Here is a 19353-nt window from a genome sequence, read left to right as displayed (position 1 = left end):
GATGCCGGAAATCTGCGAGGCTCCACACCTGCCAGTTTCACCCTTTTAACCATCATACTGCTCCGTGTTTAATTGTGTGGGATGCGTTCATTACATTTTTCATGGGAGGATAAATTGAGCCAGATGGAATGGCCCAGGGAGTGATTTTGCTTTCACCTACTAATATTCCCTTAGCTATTCGTGATTGCATGTTAGTAAAAACTTTATGATATGGTTCGTTTTCGATTAATACTAAATTTTCGAAATCATTAGTACCACCATCATCTAGAGATAGTTTATGGTGAACATTATAATTTAGAGGAACATTGCCCTTTCTCATTCTTAAAAGGTCTTCGGCGTTGAATCTTCCAGATGCTTCGGAGGTTTTTGCAAGTTTGATAAGAAAATTTTTTCTTACAGTTTTATTAAACTCCTTTCGTAAGTTAGCTAAGTCTTTTGAAGGTCTCTTAATGTATATTATTTCTATTATGTCTATACCATCAAGAAGTTTTTGTTGACCTCTAAGTTTGCCTAAGTAACTATTTATTTCTGTATATGTATCAACATTAGAACGCTTTGTTAAAAGAATAGATGCTGTTGCTATCGCTATGCCCGCTGTTTTTTCATTTAGTATTTGATCATAGCCTTTTATTGCATCTCCACCCAGTTTTTCCGCAGTATCTCTGAATCCTTCAATGTTCCCATTGTATACGCCACCAGCAGCAAGTAGCCTGCCAATAGCTTTGCTGTTTAACGTTTTGAAACGATTATTTGTTTGGTTTTTTGAATTTGGTAAAAACAAACGGTTATAATTTTCAGGGAGTGCCAAATAGCTGAACTCGGTATTTGCGATAAGATGTTGACAGAGGATAAATTCATAACTAATAGTTATTGTTTCTGTATCCAGTTGGTTTTCAATGATCTGGTGATGAATAGCCGATAAAAAAGCGCCTCTTAGTTGTATATAATAATACTTTTCCAATCTACCAAATCTATTTATTCGATAGAAGTCAAATCCCATAAATAATTGTTCATTATTGTTAATGGAATTAATAAATAATGGAGTGCTTTTATCAATTAATTTACAAAATGTTATACCATGGAACTGTGAACCAAGCCCCGTATTATTAATATTATTTAAGAGTGAGAATGTAAATATTTCATCCTCATGCCCGCTCTGCCAACGATTACCTGTAGACTCAGAAGTCCCACAACCTGCGGAGATGCTTCCTTGTTGTTCTCCCGTTACTGTCAGGTAAACAATATTACTCATCCCTGAAAAGTCCTTTTATGGCATGCTATTTTATCAATGGCAATATTATGCTTGTTAATTGTTATTTATTTACTCCAGGAAATTGTAGGCGTATATATTAAAAAATAAAATATTACACTTTAGGAAGTAATTATGAGTTAAATCTCAATATATGTATTGGATAAATAAATACCTTAAAGGAAGGTATGTCGATTTTGAATGACACCCTTTTTCCATCTCAGAAAAAGGGCACTATCTTACTTCACCCGCGCCATATAATATGCATCGACATATTCACCATTACGCAATGCGTACTTCTTACCAGTCCCTTCAATTTCAAAGCCGTATTTTTTATAGACCTTAATTGCCGGGGCGTTATCGACAAACACGGTTAGTTCAATGCGATCTACCCGCAACCAGTTGTCGCACATTTCAATCATCTCTCGCATCAGGGCGCTGGCGACGCCGCAGTTCTTCCAACGAGAGTCGACACAGATACCAAAATCGGCAACATGACTGCGGCGTGGGCGCTGTTGCACGTCAATGGTGAGATGGCCCACGACGTCTCCATCAATACAGGCGACGAGTTGCTTGATGCCGGGACGATCGGCGAGTCGCTCCTGCCACATATGATCGGAAGGATGAGGCACCTGTAGTGTGTTGCAATACACCTCCGGCTGGGCGTGAATCTGCCTGATGGCCTCGTAATCCCGTGTTTCTGCGTGGCGTATTACTATCTCACTCATTCCTTTGTCCTCTTTGGGGTAAATGTCCCTTTCAACATCATTGACTTTCAAATGCGAGTCAAATGCATTTTTTTGCAAAAAGTGTTGGACAAGTGCGAATGAGAATGATTATTATTGTCTCGCGATCAGGAAGACCCTCGCGGAGAACCTGAAAGCACGACATTGCTCACATTGCTTCCAGTATTACTTAGCCAGCCGGGTGCTGGCTTTTTTTTGATCTTTCGTTCTCAATTTATCCACGGGAGTGCTTGTGTTCGTTATGCGCACTCCAGTAGGAACCACGTCCGCTTTGCGCTAAGGTGTAAATAACCACCTTAAAAAGGACGAAATCATGGTCATCAACTGCGCCTTTATTGGCTTCGGCAAAAGCACCACCCGTTACCATCTGCCGTATGTACTTAACCGCAAGGATAGCTGGCATGTCGCGCATATTTTTCGTCGCCATGCGAAGCCGGAAGAACAGGCTCCCATTTATTCCCATATCCATTTCACCAGCGATCTCGACGAAGTACTAAACGATCCCGATGTTAAGCTGGTTGTTGTCTGCACTCACGCGGACAGCCATTTCGAGTACGCGAAACGCGCGCTGGAAGCCGGGAAAAATGTGCTGGTCGAAAAACCGTTCACCCCGACGCTTGCCCAGGCGAAGGAGCTGTTTGCGTTGGCGAAAAGCAAAGGGCTGACCGTCACGCCGTATCAGAATCGTCGCTTTGACTCCTGCTTCCTGACAGCGAAAAAAGCGATTGAAAGTGGCAAGTTGGGAGAGATTGTTGAAGTGGAAAGCCATTTTGACTATTACCGCCCGGTGGCAGAAACCAAACCTGGGCTGCCGCAGGATGGCGCGTTTTATGGCCTTGGTGTGCATACGATGGACCAGATTATTTCTCTGTTCGGTCGCCCGGATCACGTCGCTTATGACATCCGCAGCCTGCGTAATAAAGCCAATCCTGACGACACCTTTGAAGCGCAACTGTTTTATGGCGACCTGAAAGCCATCGTCAAAACCAGCCATCTGGTGAAAATCGATTATCCGAAATTTATCGTTCACGGTAAGAAAGGTTCGTTTATTAAATACGGTATCGACCAGCAGGAAACCAGCCTGAAGGCTAATATTATGCCGGGCGAACCGGGATTCGCAGCGGATGATTCGGTCGGTGTGCCGGAGTATGTCAATGACGAGGGCGTGACGGTCAGAGAAGAGATGAAGCCGGAGATGGGCGATTACGGGCGCGTTTATGATGCGTTGTATCAAACCATCACCCACGGTGCGCCAAATTACGTCAAGGAATCTGAAGTTCTTACCAATCTGAAAATCCTTGAACGCGGATTTGAGCAAGCCTCTCCCTCCACAGTGACTCTCGCGAATTAAGTTTGATGGCCCCTCGAATAGTTCAATTTTTTCGAACAGAGGGGGCAATTTTCACCCTCTATCATCCCAGGCAGATCGGGTCCACACTAAGCCCATCGAAATCATTCAGGGGGCGAATACAAATGATCTACTTACGCAAAGCAAATGAACGTGGTCATGCAAATCATGGCTGGCTGGACTCCTGGCATACTTTCTCTTTTGCCAACTATTACGATCCGAACTTTATGGGCTTCTCCGCGCTGCGCGTGATTAACGACGACGTGATTGAAGCAGGGCAGGGCTTCGGCACTCACCCGCATAAAGATATGGAAATTTTGACCTACGTGCTGGAAGGTACTGTTGAGCATCAGGACAGCATGGGCAATAAAGAGCAGGTTCCGGCGGGTGAGTTCCAGATTATGAGTGCGGGTACGGGTATTCGTCACTCAGAGTACAACCCAAGCAGCACCGAGCGTCTGCATCTGTATCAGATCTGGATCATGCCTGAAGAAAACGGTATTACGCCGCGTTATGAACAGCGTCGCTTCGATGCCGTACAGGGCAAACAGCTGGTGCTCTCGCCGGATGCGCGAGATGGTTCATTGAAAGTGCATCAGGATATGGAACTGTACCGCTGGGCGTTGCTGAAAGATGAGCAGTCGGTGCATCAGATTGCCGCTGAACGCCGCGTCTGGATCCAGGTGGTGAAAGGCAATGTCACCATTAACGGCGTGAAAGCCTCGACCAGCGATGGTCTGGCAATCTGGGATGAGCAGGCAATCTCCATCCATGCGGATAGCGACAGCGAAGTGTTACTGTTCGATCTGCCGCCGGTTTAAAACTCAACGGCATCTTTGAAGCCTGCCTTTTTGCAGGCTTCCTCGCTCGCTCCGGTCGCGTGCTGATGCACGCTTCCGGGGTTTTGCCGCGTCGTTAGCACAATGCGATGCAATTGATTTAGTGTATATCTAATAATTGTAAACAAGCACTGTTTTCCCCGGGAAGGTTCTGATGCGTCCGTGTTAAACTAAGAGAATCTATCTCTTTTGTACCTTCAGGACGATGAAAAAGAAAAGACCCGTACTTCAGGATGTGGCTGACCGTGTAGGCGTGACCAAAATGACGGTCAGCCGTTTTTTACGCAACCCGGAGCAGGTTTCCGTCGCTCTACGCGGCAAGATTGCCGCCGCTCTTGATGAACTGGGCTATATTCCCAATCGTGCGCCCGATATCCTCTCTAACGCCACCAGCCGGGCGATTGGCGTCCTGTTACCTTCTCTCACCAACCAGGTTTTCGCGGAAGTATTACGCGGAATCGAAAGCGTCACCGACGCGCACGGTTATCAGACCATGCTGGCTCACTACGGTTATAAACCGGAAATGGAGCAAGAACGTCTCGAATCCATGCTCTCATGGAATATCGACGGACTGATCCTCACCGAACGTACCCACACGCCGCGCACCTTAAAGATGATTGAAGTGGCGGGGATCCCGGTGGTGGAACTCATGGACAGCCAGTCGCCGTGCCTCGATATCGCCGTCGGTTTTGATAACTTTGAAGCGGCACGCCAGATGACCACCGCCATTATTGCTCGCGGGCATTGCCACATTGCCTATCTCGGCGCGCGTCTCGACGAACGTACTATCATCAAACAGAAGGGATACGAACAGGCGATGCTGGATGCAGGTCTGGTGTCGTATAGCGTGATGGTTGAGCAATCTTCTTCTTACTCTTCCGGTATTGAACTGATTCGCCAGGCGCGGCGGGAATATCCGCAGCTGGATGGCGTGTTCTGTACCAACGATGACCTGGCGGTCGGCGCGGCGTTTGAATGTCAGCGTCTGGGATTGAAGGTTCCTGACGATATGGCGATTGCCGGTTTCCACGGTCATGACATTGGCCAGGTGATGGAGCCGCGGTTAGCGAGCGTGCTGACGCCGCGTGAGCGGATGGGCAGTATTGGCGCTGAACGCCTGCTGGCGCGTATTCGTGGCGAATCTGTGACACCGAAAATGTTAGATTTAGGTTTCACCTTGTCACCGGGCGGATCTATTTAAGTCTACAAATTTGAAGTAGCTCACACTTATACACTTAAGGCACGGATGGATATTGCTTCTGATATTGTCCGGCTGGACAATGTTACCGATAACAGTTACCCGTAACATTTTTGATTCTTGTATTGTGGGGGCACCACTTTGAGCACGACTAACCATGATCACCACATTTACGTCTTGATGGGCGTATCGGGCAGCGGCAAATCTGCGGTCGCCAGTGAAGTGGCGCATCAACTTCATGCCGCGTTTCTTGATGGCGATTTCCTCCATTCACGGCGCAATATCGAAAAAATGGCGTCTGGCGAACCGCTGAATGACGACGATCGCAAACCCTGGTTGCAGGCGCTGAACGACGCCGCGTTTGCTATGCAGCGCACCAATAAAGTGTCGCTGATCGTCTGTTCTGCACTGAAAAAGCACTATCGCGACTTGCTGCGTGAAGGTAATCCGAATCTCTCTTTCATCTACCTGAAAGGCGATTTTGATGTGATTGAAAGTCGCTTGAAAGCGCGCAAAGGCCATTTCTTTAAAACCCAAATGTTGGTGACGCAGTTTGAAACGCTGCAGGAGCCGGGTGCGGACGAAACCGATGTACTGGTGGTGGATATCGATCAACCGCTGGAAGGTGTTGTGGCAAGCACCATTGAGGTTATTAAAAAAGGCAAATAAGTAGTGACTACATTAACGCTTGTTTTAACAGCAGTAGGGTCTGTTTTACTGCTGCTGTTTTTAGTCATGAAGGCGCGTATGCACGCTTTCCTGGCTTTGATGGTGGTGTCCATGGGGGCTGGCCTTTTTTCCGGTATGCCGCTCGATAAAATCGCAGCGACGATGGAAAAAGGGATGGGAGGCACCCTCGGCTTCCTGGCGGTGGTTGTCGCCCTGGGAGCTATGTTTGGCAAGATCTTACATGAAACCGGCGCAGTCGATCAGATTGCCGTCAAAATGCTCAAATCCTTCGGTCACAGCCGCGCGCATTATGCCATCGGCCTTGCGGGGTTGGTCTGTGCGCTACCGCTGTTCTTTGAAGTGGCGATAGTTCTGCTGATTAGCGTTGCTTTCTCAATGGCGCGCCACACCGGTACGAACCTGGTGAAGCTGGTAATCCCATTATTCGCAGGCGTGGCGGCAGCGGCGGCATTTCTGGTGCCTGGACCAGCGCCGATGCTGCTGGCATCGCAGATGAATGCCGACTTTGGCTGGATGATCCTGATTGGTCTGTGTGCGGCAATTCCGGGAATGATTATTGCCGGGCCGCTGTGGGGTAATTTCATCAGCCGTTACGTGGAGTTGCATATTCCTGACGACATCAGCGAACCGCATCTCGGCGAAGGCAAAATGCCGTCCTTCGGATTCAGCCTGTCGCTGATCCTGTTGCCGCTGGTGCTGGTGGGGCTGAAAACCATTGCCGCTCGTTTTGTGCCAGAAGGATCAACTGCTTACGAATGGTTCGAGTTTATTGGTCATCCATTTACCGCGATTCTGGTTGCTTGTCTGGTAGCGATTTATGGCCTGGCAATGCGTCAGGGCATGCCAAAAGACAAAGTGATGGAGATTTGCGGTCACGCGCTACAACCGGCGGGGATCATTCTGCTGGTGATTGGTGCAGGCGGCGTGTTCAAACAGGTGCTGGTTGACTCTGGCGTAGGTCCGGCACTGGGCGAAGCGTTAACCGGCATGGGCCTGCCGATTGCTATCACCTGCTTCGTGCTGGCCGCTGCAGTGCGCATCATTCAGGGGTCTGCCACCGTTGCCTGTTTAACGGCGGTGGGGCTGGTGATGCCGGTCATTGAACAACTGAACTACTCCGGTGCGCAAATGGCGGCACTGTCGATTTGTATCGCTGGTGGTTCGATTGTTGTCAGCCACGTTAACGACGCCGGTTTCTGGTTGTTCGGTAAATTTACCGGCGCGACCGAAGCCGAAACGCTGAAAACCTGGACCATGATGGAAACCATCCTCGGCACTGTTGGTGCCATCGTTGGGATGATTGCGTTCCAGCTGTTGAGTTAAGTTTGTTCGCCCGGTAGTTGTGACGCTACCGGGTTCTTTTCGAAAAACTCTCCTCGTTACCCCTTCATCCACATTCGAATGCCGTCGAGGAACATCTGGGTTGCCATCATCACCAGAATCAATCCCATCAGGCGTTCAAGTGCGTTCACCCCTTTCTCGCCCAGCAGACGTAAAAATAGCGAAGACTGTAGCAGGATGACAAAGGTGCCGCCCCAGGCCAGCAGCAGAGCAATCACCAGATGTCCCATCTGATTCGGGTACTGATGAGACAACAACATCAGCGTGGCGAGAATAGTCGGCCCGGCGACTAACGGAATTGCCAACGGCACGATAAATGGCTCTTCACCTGCCGGAAGCCCGCTGCTATTTCCTGAAGCGCTGGGGAAAATCATCTTAATGGCGATTAGAAACAGAATGATGCCGCCAGAAATGGAGACGGTTTCTGCTCGCAGGCTGAGAAATGCCAGAATTTTCTCACCCGCAAACAGGAACACCAGCATCACCAGGAGAGCAATAAGCAACTCTCGCACCATGATTGCCCGCCGTCTTTTCGGTTCAGTATGTTTCAGTACGGACATGAAAATAGGCAGGTTTCCGAGCGGATCCATAATCAGGATCAATAAAACTGCTGCAGAAATGATTTCATTCATAACTCAAATTCCCTGATAATTGCCGCGGACTTTCTGTGTGATAACAAAGCAGGATAAGTCGCATTACTGATGGCTTCGCTATCATTGATTAATTTCACTTGCGACTTTGGCTGCTTTTTGTATGGTGAAAGATGTGCCAAGAGGAGACCGGCACATTTATACAGCACACATCTTTGCAGGAAAAAACGCTTATGAAAAATGTTGGTTTTATCGGCTGGCGCGGTATGGTCGGCTCCGTTCTCATGCAACGCATGGTTGAAGAGCGCGACTTCGACGCCATTCGCCCTGTCTTCTTTTCTACTTCTCAGCTTGGCCAGGCTGCGCCGTCTTTTGGCGGAACCACTGGCACACTTCAGGATGCCTTTGATCTGGAGGCGCTAAAGGCCCTCGATATCATTGTGACCTGTCAGGGCGGCGATTATACCAACGAAATCTATCCAAAGCTTCGTGAAAGCGGATGGCAAGGTTACTGGATTGACGCAGCATCGTCTCTGCGCATGAAAGATGACGCCATCATCATTCTTGACCCCGTCAATCAGGACGTCATTACCGACGGATTAAATAATGGCATCAGGACTTTTGTTGGCGGTAACTGTACCGTAAGCCTGATGTTGATGTCGTTGGGTGGTTTATTCGCCAATGATCTTGTTGATTGGGTGTCCGTTGCAACCTACCAGGCCGCTTCCGGCGGTGGTGCGCGACATATGCGTGAGTTATTAACCCAGATGGGCCATCTGTATGGCCATGTGGCAGATGAACTCGCGACCCCGTCCTCTGCTATTCTCGATATCGAACGCAAAGTCACAACCTTAACCCGTAGCGGTGAGCTGCCGGTGGATAACTTTGGCGTGCCGCTGGCGGGTAGCCTGATTCCGTGGATCGACAAACAGCTCGATAATGGTCAGAGCCGCGAAGAGTGGAAAGGGCAGGCGGAAACCAACAAGATCCTCAACACATCTTCCGTAATTCCGGTAGATGGTTTATGTGTGCGTGTCGGGGCATTGCGCTGCCACAGCCAGGCATTCACTATTAAATTGAAAAAAGATGTGTCTATTCCGACCGTCGAAGAACTGCTGGCTGCGCACAATCCGTGGGCGAAAGTCGTTCCGAACGATCGGGAAATCACTATGCGTGAGCTAACCCCAGCTGCCGTTACCGGCACGCTGACCACGCCGGTAGGCCGCCTGCGTAAGCTGAATATGGGACCGGAGTTCCTGTCAGCCTTTACCGTGGGTGACCAGCTGCTGTGGGGGGCCGCGGAGCCGCTGCGTCGGATGCTTCGTCAACTGGCGTAATCTTTATTCATTAAATCTGGGGCGCGATGCCGCCCCTGTTAGTGCGTAATACAGGAGTAAGCGCAGATGTTTCATGATTTACCGGGAGTTAAATAGAGCATTGGCTATTCTTTAAGGGTGGCTGAATACATGAGTATTCACAGCCTTACCTGAAGTGAGGACGACGCAGAGAGGATGCACAGAGTGCTGCGCCGTTCAGGTCAAAAAAATGTCACAACCAGAAGTCAAAAATCCAATTGGATGGGGTGACACAATAAAACAGGAAGACAAGCATGTCCGATCGTATCGATAGAGACGTGATTAACGCGCTAATTGCAGGCCATTTTGCGGATCCTTTTTCCGTACTGGGAATGCATAAAACAACCGCGGGACTGGAAGTCCGTGCCCTTTTACCCGACGCTACCGATGTGTGGGTGATTGAACCGAAAACCGGGCGCAAACTCGCAAAACTGGAGTGTCTTGACTCACGGGGATTCTTTAGCGGTGTCATTCCGCGACGTAAGAATTTTTTCCGCTATCAGTTGGCTGTTGTCTGGCATGGTCAGCAAAACCTGATTGATGATCCTTACCGTTTTGGCCCGCTAATCCAGGAAATGGATGCCTGGCTATTATCTGAAGGTACTCACCTGCGCCCGTATGAAACCTTAGGCGCGCATGCAGATACTATGGATGGCGTCACAGGTACGCGTTTCTCTGTTTGGGCTCCAAACGCCCGTCGGGTCTCGGTGGTTGGGCAATTCAACTACTGGGACGGTCGCCGTCACCCGATGCGTCTGCGTAAAGAGAGCGGCATTTGGGAACTGTTTATCCCTGGGGCGCATAACGGTCAGCTCTATAAATACGAGATGATTGATGCCAATGGCAACTTGCGTCTGAAGTCCGACCCTTATGCCTTCGAAGCGCAAATGCGCCCGGAAACCGCGTCTCTTATTTGCGGGCTGCCGGAAAAGGTTGTACAGACTGAAGAGCGCAAAAAAGCGAATCAGTTTGATGCGTCAATCTCTATTTATGAAGTTCACCTGGGCTCCTGGCGTCGCCACACCGATAACAATTTCTGGTTGAGCTACCGTGAGCTGGCCGATCAACTGGTGCCTTATGCTAAATGGATGGGCTTTACCCACCTCGAACTACTGCCCATTAACGAGCATCCCTTCGATGCAGTTGGGGTTATCAGCCAACCGGCCTGTATGCACCAACCCGCCGTTTTGGTACTCGCGACGACTTCCGTTATTTCATTGATGCCGCACACGCAGCGGGTCTGAACGTGATTCTCGACTGGGTGCCAGGCCACTTCCCGACCGATGACTTTGCGCTTGCCGAATTTGATGGCACGAACTTGTATGAACACAGCGATCCGCGCGAAGGCTATCATCAGGACTGGAATACGCTGATCTACAATTATGGTCGCCGTGAAGTCAGTAACTTCCTCGTCGGTAACGCGCTTTACTGGATTGAACGTTTTGGTATTGATGCGCTGCGCGTCGATGCGGTGGCGTCAATGATTTATCGCGACTACAGCCGTAAAGAGGGGGAGTGGATCCCGAACGAATTTGGCGGGCGCGAGAATCTTGAAGCGATTGAATTCTTGCGTAATACCAACCGTATTCTTGGTGAGCAGGTTTCCGGTGCGGTGACAATGGCTGAGGAGTCTACCGATTTCCCTGGCGTTTCTCGTCCGCAGGATATGGGCGGTCTGGGCTTCTGGTACAAGTGGAACCTCGGCTGGATGCATGACACCCTGGACTACATGAAGCTCGACCCGGTTTATCGTCAGTATCATCACGATAAACTCACCTTCGGGATTCTCTACAACTACACTGAAAACTTCGTCCTGCCGTTGTCGCATGATGAAGTGGTCCACGGTAAAAAATCGATTCTCGACCGCATGCCGGGCGACGCATGGCAGAAATTCGCTAACCTGCGCGCCTACTATGGCTGGATGTGGGCATTCCCGGGCAAGAAACTGCTGTTCATGGGGAACGAATTTGCCCAGGGCCGTGAGTGGAACCATGACGCCAGCCTCGACTGGCATCTGTTGGAAGGTGGCGATAACTGGCACCACGGTGTCCAGCGTCTGGTGCGCGATCTGAACCTCACCTACCGCCACCATAAAGCAATGCATGAACTGGATTTTGACCCGTACGGCTTTGAATGGCTGGTGGTGGATGACAAAGAACGCTCGGTGCTGATCTTTGTGCGTCGCGATAAAGAGGGTAACGAAATTATCGTTGCCAGTAACTTTACGCCGGTGCCGCGTCATGATTATCGCTTCGGCATTAATCAGCCAGGCAAATGGCGTGAAATCCTCAATACCGATTCCATGCACTATCACGGCAGTAATGCAGGCAATGGCGGCACGGTACACAGCGATGAGATTGCCAGCCACGGTCGTCAGCATTCACTAAGCCTGACACTACCACCGCTGGCCACTATCTGGCTGGTTCGGGAGGCAGAATGACACAACTCACCATTGGCAAACCCGCTCCCCTCGGCGCGCATTACGACGGTCAGGGCGTCAACTTCACACTTTTCTCCGCTCATGCCGAGCGGGTAGAACTGTGTGTCTTTGACGCCAATGGCCAGGAACATCGCTATGACTTGCCAGGGCACAGTGGCGACATTTGGCACGGTTATCTGCCGGATGCGCGCCCGGGTTTGCGTTATGGTTATCGCGTTCATGGCCCCTGGCAACCCGCCGAGGGGCATCGCTTTAACCCGGCGAAGTTGTTGATTGATCCTTGCGCGCGGCAAATTGACGGGGAGTTTAAAGATAACCCGCTGCTGCACGCCGGTCATAATGAACCTGACTATCGCGACAACGCCGCCATTGCGCCGAAATGCGTAGTGGTGGTTGATCACTATGACTGGGAAGATGATGCCCCGCCGCGCACGCCGTGGGGCAGCACCATCATTTATGAAGCCCATGTCAAAGGATTAACGTACTTGCACCCGGAGATTCCGGTCGAGATCCGTGGCACTTATAAAGCCCTCGGGCATCCGGTGATGATCAACTATTTGAAACAATTGGGCATTACCGCGCTGGAACTGCTGCCAGTGGCGCAGTTTGCCAGTGAACCACGTCTGCAACGCATGGGGCTAAGTAACTACTGGGGTTACAACCCGGTGGCGATGTTTGCGCTGCATCCGGCGTATGCCTGCTCGCCAGAAACGGCGCTGGATGAGTTTCGCGATGCAATCAAAGCACTGCATAAAGCGGGTATCGAAGTCATTCTTGATATCGTGCTCAACCATAGTGCGGAACTGGACCTCGACGGCCCGTTATTCTCACTGCGTGGGATCGATAACCGTAGCTATTATTGGATAAGAGAAGACGGCGATTATCACAACTGGACCGGTTGCGGCAACACGCTCAATTTGAGTCATCCGGCGGTGGTGGATTATGCCAGCGCCTGCCTGCGTTATTGGGTAGAAACCTGTCACGTCGATGGTTTCCGCTTTGATCTGGCGGCAGTCATGGGCCGTACGCCAGAGTTCCGTCAGGATGCGCCGTTGTTTACCGCTATCCAGAACTGCCCGGTGCTCTCGCAGGTGAAGTTAATTGCTGAACCGTGGGATATCGCCCCTGGTGGTTATCAGGTGGGAAATTTCCGCCGCTGTTTGCCGAGTGGAACGATCATTTCCGCGATGCTGCCCGTCGTTTCTGGCTACATTATGATTTGCCTCTGGGGGCGTTTGCCGGGCGTTTTGCTGCCTCCAGCGATGTTTTTAAACGTAATGGTCGTCTGCCGAGTGCCGCGATTAATCTCGTCACTGCGCATGACGGTTTTACGCTTCGCGACTGCGTTTGCTTCAACCATAAACACAATGAAGCAAACGGAGAAGAAAATCGCGACGGGACCAACAACAATTACAGTAACAATCATGGTAAAGAAGGGTTAGGCGGTTCTCTTGACCTGGTTGAACGGCGGCGCGACAGTATTCACGCCTTGTTAACAACGTTGTTGCTCTCCCAGGGTACGCCGATGTTACTGGCCGGTGACGAACATGGTCACAGCCAGCATGGCAATAACAATGCCTACTGTCAGGATAACCAATTAACCTGGTTGGACTGGTCGCAGGCAAGCAGTGGTTTAACCGCATTTACCGCCGCGTTAATCCATCTGCGCAAGCGCATTCCCGCTTTGGTGGAGAATCGCTGGTGGGAAGAAGGCGATGGCAATGTCCGTTGGCTAAATCGATATGCTCAACCTTTAAGCACGGATGAGTGGCAAAACGGGCCGAAACAGCTGCAAATTCTGCTCTCGGATCGCTTTTTGATCGCAATTAACGCCACGCTTGAGGTAACAGAGATTGTTTTACCTGCTGGGGAGTGGCACGCCATTCCCCCATTCGCTGGAGAGGATAACCCAGTGATTACGGCTGTCTGGCAGGGACCTGCACACGGATTGTGTGTGTTCCAGAGATGATAAAAAAGGAGTTAGTCATGGTTAGTTTAGAGAAGAACGATCACTTAATGTTGGCACGCCAGCTGCCATTGAAATCTGTTGCCCTGATACTGGCGGGAGGACGTGGTACCCGCCTGAAGGATTTAACCAATAAGCGAGCAAAACCGGCCGTACACTTCGGCGGTAAGTTCCGCATTATCGACTTTGCGCTGTCTAACTGCATCAACTCCGGGATCCGTCGTATGGGCGTGATCACCCAGTACCAGTCCCACACTCTGGTGCAGCACATTCAGCGCGGCTGGTCATTCTTCAATGAAGAAATGAACGAGTTTGTCGATCTGCTGCCAGCACAGCAGAGAATGAAAGGGGAAAACTGGTATCGCGGCACCGCAGATGCGGTCACCCAAAACCTCGACATTATCCGCCGTTATAAAGCGGAATACGTGGTGATCCTGGCGGGCGACCATATCTACAAGCAAGACTACTCGCGTATGCTTATCGATCACGTCGAAAAAGGCGCACGTTGCACCGTTGCTTGTATGCCAGTACCGATTGAAGAAGCCTCCGCATTTGGCGTTATGGCGGTTGATGAGAACGATAAAATTATCGAATTCGTTGAAAAACCTGCTAACCCACCGTCAATGCCGAACGATCCGAGCAAATCTCTGGCGAGTATGGGTATCTACGTCTTTGACGCCGACTATCTGTATGAACTGCTGGAAGAAGACGATCGTGATGAGAACTCCAGCCACGACTTTGGCAAAGATTTGATTCCCAAGATCACCGAAGCCGGTCTGGCCTATGCGCACCCGTTCCCGCTCTCTTGCGTACAATCCGACCCGGATGCCGAGCCGTACTGGCGCGATGTGGGTACGCTGAAAGCTTACTGGAAAGCGAATCTCGATCTGGCCTCTGTGGTGCCGGAACTGGATATGTACGATCGCAATTGGCCAATTCGCACCTACAATGAATCATTACCGCCAGCGAAATTCGTGCAGGATCGCTCCGGTAGCCACGGGATGACCCTTAACTCACTGGTATCCGGCGGTTGTGTGATCTCCGGTTCGGTGGTGGTGCAGTCCGTTCTGTTCTCGCGCGTTCGCGTGAATTCATTCTGCAACATTGATTCCGCCGTATTGTTACCGGAAGTATGGGTAGGTCGCTCGTGCCGTCTGCGCCGCTGCGTCATCGATCGTGCTTGTGTTATCCCGGAAGGCATGGTGATTGGTGAAAACGCAGAGGAAGATGCACGTCGTTTCTATCGTTCAGAAGAAGGCATCGTGCTGGTAACGCGCGAAATGCTACGGAAGTTAGGGCATAAACAGGAGCGATAATGCAAGTTTTACATGTATGTTCAGAGATGTTCCCGCTGCTTAAAACCGGCGGTCTGGCTGATGTTATTGGGGCATTACCCGCAGCACAAATCGCAGACGGCGTTGACGCTCGCGTACTGTTGCCTGCATTTCCCGATATTCGCCGTGGCGTGACCGATGCGCAGGTAGTATCCCGTCGTGATACCTTCGCCGGACATATCACGCTGTTGTTCGGTCATTACAACGGGGTTGGCATATACCTGATTGACGCGCCGCATCTCTATGATCGTCCGGGAAGCCCGTATCACGATACCAACTTATTTGCCTATACCGACAACGTATTGCGTTTTGCGCTGCTGGGGTGGGTTGGGGCAGAAATGGCCAGCGGGCTTGACCCATTCTGGCGTCCTGATGTGGTGCATGCGCACGACTGGCATGCAGGCCTTGCGCCTGCGTATCTGGCGGCGCGCGGGCGTCCGGCGAAGTCGGTGTTTACTGTGCACAACTTGGCCTATCAAGGCATGTTTTATGCACATCACATGAATGACATCCAATTGCCATGGTCATTCTTTAATATTCATGGGCTGGAATTCAACGGACAAATCTCTTTCCTGAAGGCCGGTCTGTACTATGCCGATCACATTACGGCGGTCAGTCCAACCTACGCTCGCGAGATCACCGAACCGCAGTTTGCCTACGGTATGGAAGGTCTGTTGCAACAGCGTCACCGTGAAGGGCGTCTTTCCGGCGTACTGAACGGCGTGGACGAGAAAATCTGGAGTCCAGAGACGGACTTACTGTTGGCCTCGCGTTACACCCGCGATACGTTGGAAGATAAAGCGGAAAATAAGCGCCAGTTACAAATCGCAATGGGGCTTAAGGTTGACGATAAAGTGCCGCTTTTTGCAGTGGTGAGCCGTCTGACCAGCCAGAAAGGTCTCGACCTGGTGCTGGAAGCCTTACCGGGTCTTCTGGAGCAGGGCGGGCAGCTGGCGCTACTCGGCGCGGGCGATCCGGTGCTGCAGGAAGGTTTCCTTGCGGCGGCAGCGGAATACCCCGGCCAGGTGGGCGTTCAGATTGGCTATCACGAAGCATTTTCGCATCGCATTATGGGCGGTGCGGACGTCATTCTGGTGCCCAGCCGTTTTGAACCGTGCGGCTTAACGCAACTTTATGGATTGAAGTACGGTACGCTGCCGTTAGTGCGGCGCACCGGTGGGCTTGCTGATACGGTTTCTGACTGTTCTCTTGAGAACCTTGCAGATGGCGTCGCCAGTGGGTTTGTCTTTGAAGATAGTAATGCCTGGTCGCTGTTACGGGCTATTCGACGTGCTTTTGTACTGTGGTCTCGTCCTTCACTGTGGCGGTTTGTGCAACGTCAGGCTATGGCAATGGATTTTAGCTGGCAGGTCGCGGCGAAGTCGTACCGTGAGCTTTACTATCGCTTGAAATAGTTTTCAGGAAACGCCTATATGAATGCTCCGTTTACATATTCATCGCCCACGCTTAGCGTAGAAGCTCTTAAGCACTCTATCGCTTACAAGCTGATGTTTACGATTGGAAAGGACCCGGTCGTCGCCAATAAACATGAATGGCTGAACGCAACGTTATTTGCTGTGCGCGATCGTCTCGTGGAGCGCTGGTTACGTTCAAACCGTGCCCAGTTGTCGCAAGAAACTCGTCAGGTTTACTACCTGTCGATGGAGTTTTTGATTGGCCGTACGCTCTCCAACGCCATGTTGTCGCTAGGAATTTACGAAGATGTACAGGGCGCACTGGAAGCGATGGGGTTAAATCTCGAAGAGCTGATTGATGAAGAAAATGACCCAGGCCTCGGTAACGGTGGCCTGGGACGTCTGGCGGCTTGCTTCCTTGATTCTCTGGCGACGTTAGGGTTGCCGGGGCGCGGTTACGGCATCCGCTATGACTACGGTATGTTCAAGCAGAACATCGTTAACGGTAGCCAGAAAGAGTCGCCAGACTACTGGCTGGAATACGGTAACCCGTGGGAATTCAAACGCCACAACACGCGCTATAAAGTCCGTTTTGGTGGTCGCATTCAGCAGGAAGGTAAAAAAACGCGCTGGATTGAAACCGAAGAGATTCTGGGAGTCGCTTACGATCAGATAATCCCTGGTTACGACACCGACGCGACCAACACGTTGCGTTTGTGGAGTGCGCAAGCCAGTAGCGAAATTAACCTCGGTAAATTCAACCAAGGTGACTACTTCGCGGCAGTGGAAGATAAAAACCACTCCGAGAACGTATCTCGCGTACTGTATCCGGATGACTCCACCTACTCCGGGCGTGAGCTGCGCCTGCGTCAGGAATACTTTCTGGTTTCCTCGACCATTCAGGACATTTTAAGCCGCCATTATCAGTTGCATAAAACCTACGATAACCTGGCGGATAAAATCGCGATTCATCTCAATGATACCCATCCGGTACTGTCGATTCCTGAGATGATGCGTCTGCTGATCGATGAGCACCAATTTAGCTGGGACGACGCGTTTGAGGTGTGTTGTCAGGTCTTCTCCTACACTAACCACACGCTGATGAGCGAGGCGCTGGAAACCTGGCCGGTTGATATGCTGGGTAAAATTCTGCCGCGTCACCTGCAGATCATCTTTGAAATCAACGACTATTTCCTGAAAACCTTGCAGGAACAGTATCCGAACGATACCGATCTGCTGGGACGGGCGTCGATCATTGATGAATCCAACGGTCGTCGTGTGCGTATGGCCTGGCTGGCGGTTGTTGTGAGCCACAAAGTTAACGGTGTATCGGAACTGCACTCTAATCTGATGGTGCAATCGTTGTTTGCCGACTTTGCGAAAATCTTCCCGGGTCGTTTCACCAACGTCACCAACGGTGTGACGCCGCGTCGCTGGCTAGCGGTAGCGAACCCATCGCTTTCAGCCGTGCTGGACGAACACCTGGGCCGTAACTGGCGCACCGACCTTAGCCTGCTTAATGAGCTGCAACAACACTGTGATTTCCCAATGGTTAATCACGCTGTGCATCAGGCGAAGCTGGAGAACAAAAAGCGTCTGGCAGAGTATATCGCCCAGCAGCTGAATGTGGTGGTGAATCCAAAGGCGTTGTTCGATGTACAAATCAAACGTATTCACGAATACAAACGTCAATTGATGAATGTGTTGCATGTGATTACCCGCTATAACCGCATCAAGGCCGACCCGGATGCGAAGTGGGTACCGCGCGTGAATATTTTTGGCGGTAAGGCGGCTTCGGCCTATTACATGGCGAAGCACATTATTCATTTGATCAATGACGTAGCGAAAGTGATCAACAACGATCCGCAGATTGGCGATAAGCTGAAAGTCGTGTTCATCCCGAACTACAGCGTTAGCCTGGCGCAGTTGATCATTCCGGCGGCAGATCTGTCTGAACAGATTTCGCTGGCAGGGACGGAAGCTTCCGGCACCAGTAACATGAAGTTTGCGCTTAACGGTGCGCTGACTATCGGTACGTTGGACGGTGCGAATGTCGAGATGCTGGATCATGTCGGTGCTGACAATATCTTTATTTTTGGTAACACAGCGGAAGAAGTGGAAGAACTGCGTCGTCAGGGCTACAAACCGCGTGAATACTACGAGAAAGATGAGGAGCTGCATCAGGTGCTGACGCAAATCGGCAGCGGTGTATTCAGTCCGGAAGATCCGGGTCGCTATCGCGATCTGGTTGATTCGCTGATCAACTTCGGCGATCACTATCAGGTTCTGGCGGATTATCGCAGCTATGTCGATTGTCAGGATAAAGTCGACGAACTCTACGAGCTTCAGGAAGAGTGGACCGCAAAAGCGATGCTGAACATTGCCAATATGGGCTACTTCTCTTCTGACCGTACTATCAAAGAGTACGCCGATCATATCTGGCATATCGATCCGGTGAGATTGTAAGTTCACCAATAAATAGAACGGGGCCAAAGGGTCTAATGCCGATCAGTTAAGGATCAGTTGACCGATCCAGTGGCTGTGTAAGAATCCGGAAACGCTCACTTGTTTCCGGATTTTTTTATGCACATTGGACAGGCTCTTGATCTGGTATCCCGTTACGATTCTCTGCGTAACCCACTGACTTCTCTGGGGGATTACCTCGACCCCGAACTCATCTCTCGTTGCCTTGCCGAATCAGGTACTGTAACGCTACGCAAGCGCCGTCTTCCCCTCGAAATGATGGTCTGGTGTATTGTTGGCATGGCGCTTGAGCGTAAAGAACCTCTTCACCAGATTGTGAATCGCCTGGACATCATGCTGCCGGGCAATCGCCCCTTCG

Annotated in this window: 13 protein-coding genes and 2 pseudogenes; 12 read left to right on the top strand and 3 right to left on the bottom strand. The window is 50.8% G+C overall.

Translation table 11 applies throughout. The features are described from left to right. Nucleotides 1-52: 52 nt before the first annotated feature. Nucleotides 53-1252: a type VI secretion system tube protein TssD gene (tssD, locus tag BGK49_RS21510; protein ID WP_000065895.1), complete on the bottom strand. Its 1200-nt coding sequence runs from the start codon at nt 1250-1252 to the stop codon at nt 53-55. Between the two features lie 236 nt (nt 1253-1488). Next, a complete protein-coding gene (gene yhhY / locus BGK49_RS21505) occupies nt 1489-1977 on the bottom strand; it encodes an N-acetyltransferase (protein WP_032335838.1) in 489 nt (162 codons plus the stop codon). A 331-nt stretch (nt 1978-2308) separates the two neighbouring features. Here yhhY and BGK49_RS21500 point away from each other — a divergent pair, with 331 nt between their 5' ends. From BGK49_RS21500 to gntU, 5 genes are all read left to right on the top strand, one after another. Beyond that, complete coding sequence (locus BGK49_RS21500; RefSeq protein ID WP_000236300.1) at nt 2309-3346, top strand: oxidoreductase; 1038 nt, start codon at nt 2309-2311, stop codon at nt 3344-3346. Between the two features lie 122 nt (nt 3347-3468). Further along, nucleotides 3469-4164 carry a quercetin 2,3-dioxygenase gene (gene yhhW, locus BGK49_RS21495; protein ID WP_000639811.1) on the top strand — a complete coding sequence of 232 codons (696 nt, stop codon included), beginning with the start codon at nt 3469-3471 and terminating at the stop codon, nt 4162-4164. 223 nt (nt 4165-4387) lie between these two features. Beyond that, nucleotides 4388-5383: a gluconate operon transcriptional repressor GntR gene (gene gntR / locus BGK49_RS21490; RefSeq protein WP_000730260.1), complete on the top strand. Its 996-nt coding sequence runs from the start codon at nt 4388-4390 to the stop codon at nt 5381-5383. A gap of 138 nt (nt 5384-5521) precedes the next feature. Continuing rightward, nucleotides 5522-6049 carry a gluconokinase gene (gene gntK / locus BGK49_RS21485; protein ID WP_000108336.1) on the top strand — a complete coding sequence of 176 codons (528 nt, stop codon included), beginning with the start codon at nt 5522-5524 and terminating at the stop codon, nt 6047-6049. A gap of 3 nt (nt 6050-6052) precedes the next feature. Further along, complete coding sequence (gntU, locus tag BGK49_RS21480; protein ID WP_000210111.1) at nt 6053-7393, top strand: gluconate transporter; 1341 nt, start codon at nt 6053-6055, stop codon at nt 7391-7393. Between the two features lie 56 nt (nt 7394-7449). Here the strand turns inward: gntU and yhgN are convergent, their stop codons facing one another. Next, the gene (gene yhgN, locus BGK49_RS21475) at nt 7450-8043 is read right to left on the bottom strand and encodes an NAAT family transporter YhgN (protein ID WP_001002544.1); all 594 of its coding nucleotides are present in this window, start codon (nt 8041-8043) and stop codon (nt 7450-7452) included. A gap of 191 nt (nt 8044-8234) precedes the next feature. Between yhgN and asd the strand changes: the two genes are divergently transcribed. The 7 genes and pseudogenes from asd to BGK49_RS21440 all read left to right on the top strand — a co-directional run. Beyond that, nucleotides 8235-9338 carry an aspartate-semialdehyde dehydrogenase gene (gene asd, locus BGK49_RS21470; protein ID WP_000799956.1) on the top strand — a complete coding sequence of 368 codons (1104 nt, stop codon included), beginning with the start codon at nt 8235-8237 and terminating at the stop codon, nt 9336-9338. A gap of 272 nt (nt 9339-9610) precedes the next feature. Beyond that, nucleotides 9611-11796: pseudogene (gene glgB / locus BGK49_RS21465) on the top strand (1,4-alpha-glucan branching enzyme). Next, nucleotides 11793-13765, top strand: a pseudogene (gene glgX, locus BGK49_RS21460) (glycogen debranching protein GlgX). The pseudogenes glgB and glgX overlap by 4 nt, the downstream one beginning before the upstream one ends. Before the next feature lie 17 nt (nt 13766-13782). After that, a complete protein-coding gene (glgC, locus tag BGK49_RS21455) occupies nt 13783-15078 on the top strand; it encodes a glucose-1-phosphate adenylyltransferase (RefSeq protein ID WP_000253979.1) in 1296 nt (431 codons plus the stop codon). Continuing rightward, nucleotides 15078-16511, top strand: coding sequence for a glycogen synthase GlgA (gene glgA, locus BGK49_RS21450; RefSeq protein ID WP_001197646.1), 1434 nt, complete (start codon nt 15078-15080; stop codon nt 16509-16511). The genes glgC and glgA overlap by 1 nt, the downstream gene beginning before the upstream one ends. An 18-nt stretch (nt 16512-16529) precedes the next feature. After that, entirely contained in the window at nt 16530-18977 is a 2448-nt protein-coding gene (glgP, locus tag BGK49_RS21445; protein ID WP_000993449.1) for a glycogen phosphorylase, read from the top strand. 99 nt (nt 18978-19076) lie between these two features. Then, nucleotides 19077-19353, top strand: a 277-nt coding sequence (locus tag BGK49_RS21440; RefSeq protein ID WP_024249094.1) for a transposase domain-containing protein, incomplete at its 3' end; no start/stop codon positions are given.

This window comes from Shigella sp. FC1544 (genome assembly GCF_001722145.1).
GTDB lineage: Bacteria > Pseudomonadota > Gammaproteobacteria > Enterobacterales > Enterobacteriaceae > Escherichia > Escherichia coli.
This window is presented reverse-complemented; position numbering and strand designations above follow the sequence as displayed.

Excerpts from the sequence above, each read along its gene's own strand:
- yhhY (WP_032335838.1), bottom strand. The coding sequence starts at position 1,977 with ATGAGTGAGATAGTAATACGCCACGCAGAAACACGGGATTACGAGGCC.
- BGK49_RS21500 (WP_000236300.1), top strand. The coding sequence starts at position 2,309 with ATGGTCATCAACTGCGCCTTTATTGGCTTCGGCAAAAGCACCACCCGT.
- glgA (WP_001197646.1), top strand. The coding sequence starts at position 15,078 with ATGCAAGTTTTACATGTATGTTCAGAGATGTTCCCGCTGCTTAAAACC.
- tssD (WP_000065895.1), bottom strand. The coding sequence starts at position 1,252 with ATGAGTAATATTGTTTACCTGACAGTAACGGGAGAACAACAAGGAAGC.
- gntR (WP_000730260.1), top strand. The coding sequence starts at position 4,388 with ATGAAAAAGAAAAGACCCGTACTTCAGGATGTGGCTGACCGTGTAGGC.
- glgP (WP_000993449.1), top strand. The coding sequence starts at position 16,530 with ATGAATGCTCCGTTTACATATTCATCGCCCACGCTTAGCGTAGAAGCT.
- yhgN (WP_001002544.1), bottom strand. The coding sequence starts at position 8,043 with ATGAATGAAATCATTTCTGCAGCAGTTTTATTGATCCTGATTATGGAT.
- yhhW (WP_000639811.1), top strand. The coding sequence starts at position 3,469 with ATGATCTACTTACGCAAAGCAAATGAACGTGGTCATGCAAATCATGGC.
- asd (WP_000799956.1), top strand. The coding sequence starts at position 8,235 with ATGAAAAATGTTGGTTTTATCGGCTGGCGCGGTATGGTCGGCTCCGTT.
- glgC (WP_000253979.1), top strand. The coding sequence starts at position 13,783 with ATGGTTAGTTTAGAGAAGAACGATCACTTAATGTTGGCACGCCAGCTG.